General features: G+C 65.0%; 11 protein-coding genes. 9 read left to right on the top strand and 2 right to left on the bottom strand.

Going from position 1 to position 13,871, the window contains the following annotated elements; all coding sequences use genetic code 11:
• The first annotated feature begins 49 nt into the window (after positions 1-49).
• From RAC97_RS10740 to RAC97_RS10770, 7 genes are all read left to right on the top strand, one after another.
• A complete protein-coding gene (locus RAC97_RS10740; protein ID WP_375100141.1) occupies positions 50-1,234 on the top strand; it encodes a hypothetical protein in 1,185 nt (394 codons plus the stop codon).
• 43 nt (positions 1,235-1,277) lie between these two features.
• Positions 1,278-2,453 (top strand): hypothetical protein, encoded by a 1,176-nt coding sequence (locus RAC97_RS10745; protein ID WP_375100140.1) that lies wholly within the window; start codon positions 1,278-1,280, stop codon positions 2,451-2,453.
• A 35-nt stretch (positions 2,454-2,488) separates the two neighbouring features.
• Positions 2,489-3,619, top strand: coding sequence for a hypothetical protein (locus tag RAC97_RS10750; RefSeq protein ID WP_375100139.1), 1,131 nt, complete (start codon positions 2,489-2,491; stop codon positions 3,617-3,619).
• Positions 3,620-3,880: 261 nt separating this feature from the next.
• The gene (locus tag RAC97_RS10755; protein WP_375100138.1) at positions 3,881-4,366 is read left to right on the top strand and encodes a formate dehydrogenase subunit gamma; all 486 of its coding nucleotides are present in this window, start codon (positions 3,881-3,883) and stop codon (positions 4,364-4,366) included.
• The gene (locus tag RAC97_RS10760) at positions 4,360-5,898 is read left to right on the top strand and encodes a formate dehydrogenase beta subunit (protein WP_375100137.1); all 1,539 of its coding nucleotides are present in this window, start codon (positions 4,360-4,362) and stop codon (positions 5,896-5,898) included. Before RAC97_RS10755 ends, RAC97_RS10760 begins: the two co-directional genes overlap by 7 nt.
• On the top strand, positions 5,895-8,783 hold the full coding sequence (fdhF, locus tag RAC97_RS10765; protein WP_375100136.1) for a formate dehydrogenase subunit alpha: 2,889 nt from the start codon (positions 5,895-5,897) through the stop codon (positions 8,781-8,783). Before RAC97_RS10760 ends, fdhF begins: the two co-directional genes overlap by 4 nt.
• Positions 8,780-8,983 carry a formate dehydrogenase subunit delta gene (locus RAC97_RS10770; protein WP_375100135.1) on the top strand — a complete coding sequence of 68 codons (204 nt, stop codon included), beginning with the start codon at positions 8,780-8,782 and terminating at the stop codon, positions 8,981-8,983. Before fdhF ends, RAC97_RS10770 begins: the two co-directional genes overlap by 4 nt.
• 85 nt (positions 8,984-9,068) lie before the next feature.
• Here RAC97_RS10770 and RAC97_RS10775 read toward each other — a convergent pair whose 3' ends face one another.
• Positions 9,069-10,073, bottom strand: a complete 1,005-nt coding sequence (locus tag RAC97_RS10775; protein ID WP_375100134.1) for a quinone oxidoreductase — start codon at positions 10,071-10,073, stop codon at positions 9,069-9,071.
• 157 nt (positions 10,074-10,230) lie between these two features.
• Here RAC97_RS10775 and RAC97_RS10780 point away from each other — a divergent pair, with 157 nt between their 5' ends.
• Complete coding sequence (locus tag RAC97_RS10780; RefSeq protein WP_375100133.1) at positions 10,231-11,136, top strand: LysR substrate-binding domain-containing protein; 906 nt, start codon at positions 10,231-10,233, stop codon at positions 11,134-11,136.
• 112 nt (positions 11,137-11,248) lie between these two features.
• Positions 11,249-13,066 (top strand): ABC transporter ATP-binding protein/permease, encoded by a 1,818-nt coding sequence (locus RAC97_RS10785; protein ID WP_375100132.1) that lies wholly within the window; start codon positions 11,249-11,251, stop codon positions 13,064-13,066.
• A 163-nt stretch (positions 13,067-13,229) separates the two neighbouring features.
• Here RAC97_RS10785 and RAC97_RS10790 read toward each other — a convergent pair whose 3' ends face one another.
• Positions 13,230-13,835, bottom strand: a complete 606-nt coding sequence (locus tag RAC97_RS10790; RefSeq protein WP_375100131.1) for a biliverdin-producing heme oxygenase — start codon at positions 13,833-13,835, stop codon at positions 13,230-13,232.
• Between the last annotated feature and the right edge of the window lie 36 nt (positions 13,836-13,871).

Raw genomic sequence — 13,871 nt, forward strand, 5'->3', positions numbered from 1 at the left:
CTAGGCGTGATATCAAAAAGATATTATCGATGCCAAGCGAGGGAACGCCATGTCAGCATGGGAGACGTTGGGGGAAGGCTGGGAGTGGATCAAAGAGGGGGCCGACCACGTCTGGATCGGAATCGATGACGCGGCCTGCGGCTGGGGCGAGTTCTTCACCGGCAGCCGCAAGGCCAAGGTCGAGGCTGCCCAGCGGCGCTTCGGCTACATGGTCGAGGACATCCAGGCCCTCGGTGCGCTGGTCAACCTCATGGCCGACAGCCACCGCCAGGTCATCCAGGCCCTGGCCGAGCAGGCACGCACCTTTGGCGAGGTGTTCGGCTTCGACCCGCGCGCCCCGCAAATCGATGTGCTGCGAGTCAGTAGCGTGGCTTCCGGCGTGCTGGGTACCGGCGCCGGGCTGACCGCCACCGGGGCGTTGGCGTTCGCGGGCGCGGCGCGGGTGTGGGCGATGATGGCGCCGGCGCGTATCGGGGTTCAGGCCGCCTCCAGCGAACTGCTGGTGGCCGGCAACGTGATTCGCGTCGGCACCACGGCGGCAGAAACCGCCAGCGTCGTCGCCAGCGGTGGCGGTCTCATGACGGGTGTTGCTGCACGGGCCGTCAGCGTTGCCATGGCAGCCGGCAAAGCCGCTGTGGTGACGACAGTCATCACCACGGTGTTGCAGACCGTACTGCAAGGGCTGGAGGTCGCGGCGCTGAGGCGCCAGGCCCTGCGCATCGAGGAGGAGGTCGACAAGCTCAAGGGCCTGTTGCACTCGATGACAAGCGACATCACGGCCCTGGTGAACGAACTCAAGGTCACCTACGACGGCCTCAGCGCCCTGGAAGGGGGCTGTCATGTGGTGATCGACAGCGCCAGTGGTCGGCGCATCGAGCTGGAGACTTTCTACGACCGCGTGCAGCGCCTGCTGCCGCTGATCGAAGAGCAGGGCTCGGAAAACCGCGACCCATTCCAAAGCCTGCGCGACAAGCTCGAAGTTGACCACAAGGCGATCCGCGACACGCTGCTGGGCGCCATCAACAAGAACATCGTCGCCCTCGGCACCGCCAAGGACACCCTGGCCCGTGCGGCTGCCGCGCTGCGTGCCGGTGTGCCCGTGGACCAGGCCCAGGCGATCTTCCCGCTGCCAGCGCCCCTGCTGGAGAAACTCGCCGCCTTCATCGCCGAGCACCCAGGCGCTCCACGCCTGGTACTCAGTGGCGCTGGCCAGTTCGACATCGTGCCGGCCTGATGCCGGTTCGCGTGACACACACCACCACGAGAGGATGAGCGGTATGGGCAGCATTTTGAGCGATATCGGCGACAGCATCGGCATCGGCCTGACCGATGCCAAGGACGGCGTGCTGGAGATGGCCTTCGGTGATCGCCGGGCCAGGCTGGTGGCCGCGCAACGCCAACTGGAACTGATGGCCAAGGACCTGCAGGACACCCAGCCGATCTTCAACGAGTTGAACCAGGCCTATACCGAAGTGCTGCAAACCCTGGTGCTACAGGCCGAGAAGTTCAAGGGCACCTTCGAGTTCAACGCCTCGGGCACCACGGTGGATGTGCTGCGCGTGGCCGCAGCCATCGGTTTCTCGATCACCGCTGTGGGCAGCAGCGTTGCCGCCGTCGTCGGCGTACCCGGCAAGATCTTGCAATATGGGGCGCGGCTGTGGGCGTTGTTCAGCCCGGCACGCAGCACGCTGGCTGCCACCGAGGTGGAGATGCTGGTGGTAAACGTCGCGGCGCGTGGCGCCAACACCGCTGCCGAAGGTGCCACTACCGTCGGTAGTGTGCTCAAGGTGGGCAGCAGCATGGCCCGGTTCGGTGCGCAAGTGGGCAAGATCAGCCTTGTGCTCGGTATCGTGACCACGCTGCTCCAGGTGATTCTGGCCGGTATCGAAGTGGCGCACATGCGCAATGCGCAAAAGGAAATCGACGGCCACCTGGCGGAGTTGAAAAAGCTGTTGCCGGAGCTTCAGAAGGAATTCGACCTGGTCGTCGCCGCCCTCAAGGAAACCTACGAGCAGCTGGTCCCTGAGGTCGATGGCAAGCACGTCCTGCTGGTCGGCGAAGGCAGCGAGCAGAAACGCCTGCTGCTGGAAGACTTCTTCGCGGACATTCGTAGCGTCGCCCAGGCCATCGAGAACCAGGGCCATGAAGACATGACCGCGTTCCAGAACCTGCGTGCACGTCTCTCGGCCAACAACGCGCTGCTGCGCACCACCCTGGTACCGAAGATCAACGCCTCGTCGGTGGACGTGAGCACCCTCGGCGAGAAGGTGCTGATCGCCTTCAAGGCCTTGGCCAGCGGCGTGCCGATCACCGTGGTGGAGACCTTCGCCGGGCTCGACAAAGGGTTGTTGGAGCAATTGGATGCCTTCCGCGTGCAGAACCAGGGCAATGGCAAGCTGCCCAAGCTGCAACTGGATGGCAAGGGCAACCTGAGCATCGGCGCTGCCGCCTGATCGCCTGCACGCACCCTTCGAGGAGGTTTACTCACGTGATCAGTTTCAGCGATATCGCAACCGCCGCCGGCGATGTGGTCCAAGGCCTGGACGAAACGCTGCGGCCCACCCGCGCCCGCGCCCTGCGCCAAGCCAGCCAGCGCCTGGGCTACCTGCTCGATAACATCGTCGACACCCAGCAGTTTCTCGACAACGCGGCGGTGATGCTGCGACAGGTGGCCGACCAGGTCGCGCTCGAGGTGGTCGACCTGCGCAAGGTACTGCCAGCCAGCGAGCACAGCCGCGATGTGCCATGGGAGGTCCTGCGCGGCTTTCGAAAAGGCATGAGCACGTTCAAGACGATCTTCAAGACCGTGGGCTACGCCAGTACCGGCGGTGCCTACGTCGCCCAGTTGAGCTTGCTTTCGGTCAGCCGCCTGCTCACCACCGTCAAGCCGATACAGGACGGTATCGAGATGGTCCGCCTGGGCATCGCAGCCAGCCCGGTGACCTCCAGCCTGGTCGTCACCGGCCGGGCTGCAACCATCGCCCGGCTTACCCGCTGTGCCCAGGTGTTCGGCAAGATCGCCTCGATGCTCGGCGTGGTCTTGAACATCTGCGAGCTGATCCTCAAGGCCAGGGGCGTGGCCGAGATGCGCCGCTACAAGCAGCAGATCGACGAGCACATCAAGATCCTCAACGGCGAGCTGCCGCAACTGGGCAAGTCCATCGAGGAGCTGGTCGAGGTCATGCAGTCGCTGTACCTGCCCCTGGCGCTTCAGGAGGGCGACAAGCATGTGGCGCAGGATTCACGTGGGCACCGCCTGGTGCTGGAGGACTTCTTCGCCACGATCCGCAGCCTGCCCGAGGTGATCGAGGCGCATGGCAGCGAAGGGCGCGACCAGGTACGGGCATTGATCGTGCGTTTGTACGACCAATCGGCCCTGGCCCGGGCCGCCTTCGTCGAGAGCAGCCACCAGCGCCAGCATGGCCTGGCGGTGTTCAAGGCGCAGGTCGACACCGTGGTGCCGGCATTGCGCAGCGGGGTCACCCTCGAGCAGGCCAGGGGCATCTTCACCTTGCTCCCCGAGACCTTGCTCGATGACCTTGCCCTCGCGGCGAAGCAGCCCACGGCGCCACGCCTGGAACTGGATCACCTGGGGGAAATTCACGTACGCGCAGACTGAAACAGGATGGCCAAGGCGGGGGATCGTCCCCGCCCTTGGTCGGTTTCAGGATACGGCTTGTCGCTTGCATACAACCGTCCATCCTCATCGGTGCCATGCTAGCAAGATGCCTAAGGAGCAATTGCACGAAGAGGCAATGGCCTGGGCTAGGAGGGGAGCCGTACCCTCAAGACCGTGCAAAAGGACGGCTCGCCACAGCAGAACACCGCCAGACAACTGCCCGCACGCACCGGGCGGTGTCGGGATGTCGAGGTCCGCTGTATGCCTGATGAGATGTCTTACCTGCCCTTGATTCACCGTGTGCTGGACAGCCACAAGGCTGTGCCCGGCGCGCTGTTGCCAATCCTCCATGCCATCCAGAAAGGCGCAGGCTTCGTGCCGGATGCCGCCGTTCCTGAAATCGCCCATGCCCTGAACCTCAGCCTCGCCGAAGTGCGGGGGGTGATCAGTTTCTACCACGACTTCCGTAGCTCGCCGCCGGCCCGCCATACCGTGCGCCTGTGCCGCGCCGAGTCGTGCCGGAGCCGGGGCGCCGAGGCCCTGGCCGCGCAGCTGCGTGAACAGTTGGGCCTGGACGACCATGGCACCAGCGCCGACGGTGCGGTGAGCCTTCGACCGGTGTACTGCCTGGGCGCTTGCGCCTGTTCGCCAGCCCTGGAGCTCGATGGCCAGTTGCATGCGCGGGTGACCCCCGAGCGTTTGCGCGAGCTGCTCGAAGGCTGCCGGGTGGAGGTGGGCACATGCTGAAGCTATTTGTTTCCTGTGATTCGGTCGCGCGAGCGGTGGGCGCAGACCGTGTCGCTGACGCCTTGTCGAAAGGTGCTGCGGCCCAGGTGCAGCGCACTAGTTCCCGTGGCCTGTATTGGCTGGAGCCATTGGTCGAGCTGGAAACCGCCGAAGGGCGTCTGGGCTTTGGCCCGGTCACGCCCGAGGACGTACCCGGCCTGCTCGATGCCCTGGTCAACGAGGCGGGTAAGCACCCGTTGGCGCTGGGCCTTGTGGAGGAAATTGCCTACCTGAAGAGCCAGCAGCGCCTGCTGTTCGCCCGTGCCGGTATCACTCGGCCCCTGTCGCTGGACGACTACCGCGCCCACGGCGGTTTCGAGGGCCTGCGCCAGGCCACGCTGATGCACGGCGACGACGTGGTCGCCACTGTGCTCGATTCCGGCCTGCGCGGCCGTGGCGGTGCGGCGTTCCCGGCGGGCATCAAGTGGCGCACCGTGCGCCAGGCGCCTGCCGAGCAGAAGTACGTGGTATGCAATGCCGATGAGGGCGACTCCGGCACCTTCGCCGACCGCATGCTGATGGAAGGCGACCCGTTCCTGCTGATCGAAGGCATGGTCATCGCGGGCCTCGCGGTGGGTGCGAGCAAGGGCTACATCTATGTGCGCTCGGAGTACCCCGACGCCATTCATGTCCTCAACGAGGCCGTGCTGCTGGCTCGTGAGGCGGGCTACCTGGACGTGACCGGTAGCGGCGTGGCGTTCGACCTGCAAGTGCGGGTGGGCGCCGGTGCCTATATTTGCGGCGAGGAAACCGCGCTGCTCGAATCCATCGAAGGCAAGCGCGGCATCGTTCGGGCCAAGCCCCCGCTGCCCGCGCTCGAAGGCCTGTTCGGCCAGCCGACGCTGGTGCACAACGTGCTCACCCTGGCCTCGGTGCCAATCATCCTGGCCAAGGGCGCGGCGTTCTACCGCGACTTCGGCATGGGTCGCTCGCTGGGCACCATGCCGTTCCAGCTCGCTGGCAATATTCGCCACGGCGGCCTGGTGGAGCGCGCGTTCGGCCTGACCCTGCGCGAGCTGGTGGAAGGCTATGGCGGTGGCACCGCCAGCGGCCGCCCGATCAAGGCTGCGCAGGTCGGTGGCCCGCTGGGGGCTTGGGTTCCACCTGCCCAGTTCGACACCCCGCTGGACTACGAAGCTTTCGCCGCCGTGGGCGCGATGCTCGGCCATGGCGGCGTGGTGCTGGCCGATGACACCCTGGATATGGCCGGCATGGCGCGCTTCGCCTTGCAGTTCTGCGCCGAGGAATCCTGCGGCAAGTGCACACCCTGCCGGATCGGCTCGACCCGTGGCATGGAAGTGGTCGACCGGCTGGTCGCCAGCAGCGACCCCGCCTACCGCCAGGGCCAGGCGCAGCTGTTGAGCGACCTGTGCGACACGATGCAATACGGCTCGCTGTGCGCCATGGGCGGCATGACCGCCTTCCCGGTCGCCAGCGCCCTCAAGCATTTCCCCGCCGATTTCGGCCTGGCCACCCCGGAGGCCGCGCAATGATCAAGTACTTCGACCCCAACGGCAGCGACATCGACCTCGGCACCCCTGTGCGCCACAGCGAGGTGCAGGTCAGCCTGAGCATCGATGGCCGTGAAATCAGCGTGCCGTCCGGCACCTCGGTGATGCACGCCGCCGCGCTGCTGGGCACGACCATCCCGAAATTGTGCGCCACCGACAGCCTGGAAGCCTTCGGTTCGTGCCGCATGTGCATGGTGGAAATCGACGGCATGCGCGGCTACCCGGCCTCGTGCACCACGCCGGTCAGCGAAGGCATGGTGGTGCGCACCCAGACCCCGCGCCTGGCTGACTTGCGTCGCAATGTGATGGAGCTGTACATCTCCGACCACCCGCTGGACTGCCTGACCTGTTCGGCCAACGGCAACTGCGAGTTGCAGACCGTCGCCGGCCAGGTCGGCCTGCGCGAAGTACGCTACGGCTACGACGGCGCTAACCACCTGACTGAAGCCAAGGATGTTTCCAACCCGTACTTCGACTACGAGCCCAGCAAGTGCATCGTCTGTAGCCGCTGCGTGCGGGCCTGTGAGGAAATCCAGGGCACTTTCGCCCTGACCATCAGCGGGCGGGGCTTCGACTCGCGGGTGGCGCCAGCCGGTGGCGATAACTTCCTGGCCTCCGAATGCGTGTCGTGCGGGGCCTGCGTGCAGGCCTGCCCGACCGCCACGCTGACCGAAAAGAGCCTGGTGCAGTTGGGCCAGCCGGAACGAGCGGTGGTCACTACCTGCGCCTACTGCGGCGTGGGCTGCTCGTTCCGTGCCGAGATGAAGGGCGACCAGCTGGTGCGCATGGTTCCGGACAAGAACGGCGGCGCCAACCACGGCCACGCCTGCGTCAAGGGCCGCTTCGCCTGGGGCTATGCCAGCCACCCCGATCGCATCACCAAGCCGATGATCCGCAAGCGCCTGGAAGACCCCTGGCAGGAGGTCGGCTGGGACGAGGCGGTGACCTATGCCGCCAGCGAGTTCCGGCGCATCCAGCTCAAGTACGGGCGTGATTCGATCGGCGGTATCACCTCCAGCCGCTGTACCAACGAAGAGGCCTACCTGGTGCAGAAGCTGGTGCGCACCGCGTTTGGCAACAACAACGTCGATACCTGCGCGCGGGTCTGCCATTCGCCCACCGGCTATGGCCTCAAGCAGACCCTGGGCGAGTCGGCCGGTACGCAAAGTTTCGATTCGGTGATGAAGGCCGACGTGGTGCTGGTGATCGGTGCCAACCCCACCGACGCCCACCCCGTGTTTGGCTCGCAGCTCAAGCGTCGCCTGCGTCAGGGCGCGCGGCTGATCGTCGTCGACCCGCGGCGTATCGACCTGGTCGACTCGCCCCACGCCCGCGCCGAGTTGCACCTGCAACTGCGCCCGGGCACCAACGTGGCCATGCTCAACGCCCTGGCCCACACCATCGTCACTGAAGGGTTGCTCGACCAGGCGTTCATCGACGCCCGCTGCGAAACCGCCGAGTTCGCCCGCTGGCGCGACTTCGTCAGCCTCTCGGAGAATTCCCCGGAGGCGCTCGGCCCGATTTGCGGCGTGCCCGCCGAGCAGATCCGCGAGGCCGCCCGGGTGTACGCCACAGGCGGCAACGCGGCGATCTACTACGGCCTGGGCGTGACCGAGCACAGCCAAGGCAGCACGGCGGTGATGGGCATCGCCAACCTGGCCATGGCCACCGGCAACATCGGCCGTGAAGGGGTAGGGGTGAACCCGCTGCGTGGGCAGAACAACGTGCAGGGTTCCTGCGACATGGGCTCGTTCCCCCACGAGTTGCCGGGCTACCGGCACATTTCCAACGAAGGGGTGCGCAGCCAGTTCGAGCAAGCCTGGGGCGTGACCTTGCAACCCGAGCCTGGCCTGCGCATTCCGAACATGTTCGAGGCGGCGCTGGATGGCAGTTTCAAGGCGCTGTACTGCCAGGGCGAGGATATCGCCCAGAGCGACCCCAACACCCAGCATGTCACCGCCGCCCTGCGCGCGATGGAGTGCGTGGTGGTGCAGGATCTGTTCCTCAACGAAACCGCCAAGTTCGCCCATGTGTTCCTGCCGGGCAGCTCGTTCCTCGAGAAGGATGGCACCTTCACCAACGCCGAGCGGCGTATCTCGCGGGTGCGCAAGGTGATGGAGCCGCTGGCCGGCAAGGCCGACTGGGAGGCCACCGTGGCCCTGGCCAATGCCTTGGGCTACCCCATGGCGTACGGTCATCCGTCCGAGATCATGGACGAGATCGCCCGGCTCACGCCGAGCTTCCAGCGTGTCAGTTACCCGGAAATCGACCGCCATGGCAGCCTGCAATGGCCATGCAACGACGCCGCCCCGGACGGCACCCCGACCATGCACATCGAGCAGTTCACCCGCGGCAAGGGGCGCTTCATGCTCACCGGCTATGTGCCCACCGACGAGAAGGTCAACGCGCGTTACCCGCTGCTGCTGACCACCGGGCGCATCCTCAGCCAGTACAACGTCGGCGCGCAGACCCGGCGCACCGGCAACGTCGCCTGGCACGCCGAGGACCGCCTGGAGATCCACCCAAGCGATGCAGAAAGCCGGGGAATCGGCGACGGCGACTGGGTCGGCATCGGCAGCCGTGCCGGGCAGACCGTGCTGCGCGCCCAGGTCAGCACACGTGTGGCGCCGGGGGTGGTGTACACCACCTTCCACTTCCCCGAGTCCGGCGCCAACGTGATTACCACCGACAACTCCGACTGGGCCACCAACTGCCCGGAATACAAGGTCACCGCCGTGGAGGTGGTGCGAGTGTTCCAGCCGTCGGAATGGCAGAAGCGCTACCAGGACTTCAGTGATGAGCAGCGACGCCTGTTGCAGCAACGTCGCCAGGCCGAAGGGCAGGAACGCGCGGAGGTACGCCGATGAGCAGCGAGAACCTGGTGAAGATGGCCAACCAGATCGCCCATTATTTCGACAGCGAGCCGGACCGTGCGCTGGCGGTGCAGGGGGTGCGCACGCATTTGCAGAACTTCTGGACACCGGCGATGCGGCGTCAGTTGGGCGAGTGGATCGAGGCCAATGCGGGGGAGGGGCTCGATGCGAAGGTGCGCGAGGCGTTGGGGTAGGCTGATCAACCTGGCACCAGCGTCGCCCGTGCCAGGCAGTGCAACGTTGGCTTCGTGCTTCAGGAAACCTCCGTCGCGGCTCCACTCAAGGAATCAGCACGATCGAGCCTGTGTGCTTGCGTGCAGCAATGGCTTGGTGCGCCAATGCCGCTTCGTCGAGCCGATAGCGGCTTAGCTCGAGGGGGCCTAGTGCCCCTTCACGAAATCGCTCGAAGAGCTCGCAGGCTGCCATGTCCTGGTTCTGTGCGTTGACGTACTGCGGTGTCGAGGGTTGGACGTAGCGGATATTGCGCGCCGCCAACAGCCTGGGGTCGGCCACCGCCGTACCGGAGGCGTTGCCAGCATGAACCAGGGCTCCACCCTCGCGCAGTGCACTGATCGACGCCCCCAGGGTGTGTCGACCGACGAGGTCGTACACCACATCGACACCCACGCCACCATTGGCGGCCCTGATACGCGCTGCAAGCGCTGGCTCGTCCGAGCGCAGGACGTGATCAAGCCCCCAGCCCTCGATGGCCCGTGCCTTGTCGGCTGAACCCACCGTTGCGATCACGCTGGCGCCAAGCGACTTTGCCCAACGGGCAAGCAGGCTGCCAACGCCACCGGAAGCGCCGTGCACCACCACGCACTCTCCAGGCTTCACCACGTGGACCTGCTTGATCAAAGCCCATGCGGTGAGACCTTTGGCCAGAAGCCCGGCAGCCTGCTCGCTGGCGATGTCGTCAGGCAGCCTGATCAATGTGCTGGCGTCGATCGCACGGCGGTCTGCATAGGCACCGAACGCGAAGAAGTAGCCGACGCGGTCTCCTACCTTCAGTTGCTGTACGCCGCTACCGACGGCTTCGACGACGCCCGCCGCTTCAACCCCCATATCGAACGGCAACGGCACCTGGAACGTGCCATCTCGGAACATCGTATCGACGAAGTTCACACCGATGGCTTCGTGGCGAACGATTACCTGCCCGGGAGCGGGCGGCGGCAGGGTGAAGGTTTCCTGTTGAAGGACCGTGGGCGTTCCTTGCTGGTAGATCCGGATACGGTGGGCCATGGCTGCCTCGGCGGCTGGCTTGCCTTGAAGTGGCGTGTTCATTGCTGATCTCCGTCTGCGGCCAGCCGGAATGGATGGCGTCGTTGCGGTGAGATCAATTTATGAGATAGCTATCGCGGGATAAATGAGCTAAAAATGGCACCACTGTTCCTTAAAAAAGGCTAATAGCCTGCCGCATGCCACTGAACGGGTATAGACCGTGGACTATTTCACCGCAGTCAAAGCATTCATCCAGGTGGTAGAAGCCGGCAGTTTCGTCAAGGCTGCCCAGTTGCTGAACGTGCCCCGCAATACGGTCACCAAGCACATCCAGTCGCTGGAAAGCCACTTGCGGGTGAAGTTGCTCAACCGCACGACCCGGCGCGTTTCCCCGACCAACGATGGCACCGCCTATTACGAACGCATGGTGCGGGTGCTTGACCAGTGGCTGGAAGCGGAGTCGGACCTTGCCCGCGCCCATGCACGACCGCATGGGCGGCTGCGCGTGGACATGGGTTCGAGCATGGCGTCCCTGCTGGTGTTGCCCGCGCTGGCGGACTTCCAGAAACGCTACCCGGAACTGCAACTGGATATCGGCGTCAGTGACCGGCCTGTCGACCTGCTGGGCGAGCGTGTGGATTGCGTCATCCGTGGCGGTACCTTGAGCGACCCGTCATTGATTGCACGACGCCTGGGCAGCCTTGAATTCGTGACCTGCGCGACGCCTGGGTACCTTGCCGCTCACGGTACGCCGCTGCACCCAGGTGACCTGGCAGGCGATCATCAGATGGTTCGCTACTTCCTGGCCGGGACCAACCGGCGCTTGCCCGTGGTGTTCGAAAAAGAAGAGGAGCGCATCACGCTCGATGCGCACTATTTCGTATCGGTGAATGACGCCAATGCGATGCTCGCCGCTGCACTGGCAGGGCTGGGCGTGCTTCAGGCGCCGAGGTTCATGGCGCAGGCGCATCTTGAGTCCGGCGCCTTGGTTCGGCTGCTGGCGGATTGGACACAGGCGCCGAACCCGATCTACATCGTCTACTCGCCCAATCGACATCTCAGTGCACGTGTGCGGGTTTTCGTGCAGTGGCTTGTCGAGTTATTCGAAGCGAAGGGCTTGCGCTAGTGCCGTTGCGCTATCGTGAGCAGCCTGGCCAATATGAAACCTCCGTCATCATTCGTTGCCCTAAGAGCCTCAATGTTAAGCTCGCGCAAACGCTCGTAATGGATACCCCACCATGGAAATGAACTGGCACCAGGCCCTGCAAGAGAGCCTGAGCTGGCTGGCGATCGCCTTCGTCATCACCGTCGTCTGTTTTACCGCCGCCGCAGCCCTTGCGGTGCGTTTCACCCGCTGGGGTGGCCAGTTCTGGCAGCTGGCAGGCCCGTACTTCAATGTCAGACGCAGCTGGCGGCCATTGCTGCTGTTCGCTTTGCTGCTGTTACTGACGCTGTTCGCTGTGCGCCTGCAGGTGCTGTTCTCGTTCTGGTACAACGGCTTCTACAGCGCCTTGCAGGCCCTGGACCAGACCGCGTTCTGGTACCTGCTGGGGGTGTTCGCGGTGCTGGCCACCATTCACGTGGCGCGTGCGCTGTTCAATGCCTACCTGACCCAGGCCTTCAGCATCCGCCTGCGGGTATGGCTGACCGAGCGCCTGACCCACGACTGGATGCGCGGCGATGCCTACTACCGCGGGCAGTTCCTCGAACAACCCGTGGACAACCCCGACCAGCGTATCGAGCTGGATGTAAACGCCTTCGTCACCCATTCCGTTTCGTTGTCGCTGGGCGCGGTCAGTGCGCTGGTCTCGCTGGTGGCGTTCACCGGCATCCTCTGGGGATTGTCGGCGCCGTTGGAAGTGGCGGGTGTGGAAATTCCCCGGGCCATGGTGTTCGCCGTATACCTCTACGTGCTGCTTGCCACCTGGATCGCCTTCCGCCTGGGGCGGCCATTGATTCGCCTGAACTTCCTCAACGAAAAGCTCACCGCGAACTTCCGTTATGCGTTGATGCGTCTGCGTGAAAACGCCGAGAACATTGCCTTCTACCAAGGTGCGCCGGTCGAGCGCCAGACCTTGCTTGGGCGTTTTGGTGCATTGATCGTCAACGTCTGGGCCTTGGTGTTCCGAGGCCTGAAGTTCAATGGTTTCAACCTGGGGGTGAGCCAGGTCGCGGTGGTGTTCCCGTTCATTCTGCAGGCGCCGCGGTTCTTCAGCGGGGCGATCAAGCTGGGCGATGTGATGCAGACCTCCCAGGCCTTCGGCCAGGTGCAGGACTCGCTGTCGTTCTTCCGTGAGTCCTACGACACCTTTGCCAGCTACCGCGCCACCCTCGACCGTCTGACCGGCTTTCTCGACGCCAACCAGCAGGCTGCCAGCCTTCCCCAGATCAGCACCGTGGCCCAGGCACGGGCACTGGACATCAGCGGCTTGCAGGTGCTGCGCCCAGATGGCCACCGACTGATCGCCGACCTGGACCTGAGCCTGCAAGCCGGCCAGGCGCTGCTGATCAAAGGCCCATCGGGCAGCGGCAAGACCACCTTGCTGCGTGCCTTGGCCGGGCTGTGGCCGTATGCCGAAGGCGAGGTACAGCGCCCGGTCGGCCAGCAGGCGCTGTTCCTCGCGCAACGTCCCTACCTGCCCCTGGGCGACCTGCGCACCGCCATCGCCTACCCGGCCGATGCAAAAGCCGAGGATGCCCCGCGGATGCAGCAGGTGCTGGGCAAGGTCAACCTGGGGCACCTGGCCGAGCAATTGGACGTCAGCCGCGACTGGTCGCACATTCTTTCGGTGGGCGAGCAGCAGCGCCTGGCGTTCGCCCGGGTGCTGTTCAACCAGCCGCAAGTGGTGTTCCTGGATGAGTCCACCTCGGCGATGGACGAGGGGCTGGAGCACGCGCTATACGCGCTGCTGCGCAGCGAGATGCCTGAGGTGCTGCTGGTCAGCGTGGGGCACCGCGGCACCTTGGCCGGGTTCCACAGTCATCGCCTGGAAGTGGATGGGAAGGGTGGCTGGGCGTTGCAGGAGCAGGTGCCCGTAGGGGACGTGCCGGCCTGATTGACCAGGCTGCAGGTCGCCGTCATTGCCAGACCTGCGCCGGGCTGGCAATGACCTTTGACGAATCTCGGTTCCTTCGCAGCACCTCACGAAAGGCATCGGGTCGCGAACCACCCAGGGCCTGCACAGATCGAGCGCTCAGCGCAATGCCGGGCGCGGCAGCCTAATGGCCAGTGCGTGAGGGTTCCAGCAGCACACCACGATCATCCAACCATTGTTCGAAGCGCTCGAAGGTGGCGATCGCGGCCTGTACTGCTGCGTCCTGCGACGAAGCCGGGGCAGTGCCCAGGCGCTCTAGAAAGCGGCGCCAGTTAGCGCCGGTGGCCCCGGCATACACATCCAGGAATGCGCCGCCATTGTTCGCGTCCAGGCCCAGGCGCTCGGCCATGGCGCGCTTGAGCACCTGTCCGCCCAAGGTGGAGCCTTCGAGCACGTACATCACCCCCAGCGCACAGGCTTCGTCGGCCACGACGGGCAAGGCGCTGCACAGCGGCAGCGCATCGATCTGCGCGGCGCTCAGGCCCAGTGCCTGCAAGTCGCGGGTGAGGGCGGGGGTCTTGTTGCGGGCGCTTTCCTGGTGGCCGACCAGCAAGGTTTCCAGGGGTGCATGAAAGCCATAGTAGGCCTGCATGAGCGCGCGATAGCCGTGCAGATCGAAGCGGGCATCAAAGAAAGGCAGGCGTTGCTCCAGGGCCTTGTGGCTGGACTGGGTGCCCGCGCGCAGGGCGAGCAGCAAGGGGCTGGGAGGGTGTTGCGGGGCGCAGGACATCGAGTCGGCTCTAATGGCAATTTGCCTGGGTTAGAC

It is taken from the genome of Pseudomonas sp. LS_2 (genome assembly GCF_042709235.1).
In the GTDB taxonomy this organism is placed as follows: domain Bacteria; phylum Pseudomonadota; class Gammaproteobacteria; order Pseudomonadales; family Pseudomonadaceae; genus Aquipseudomonas.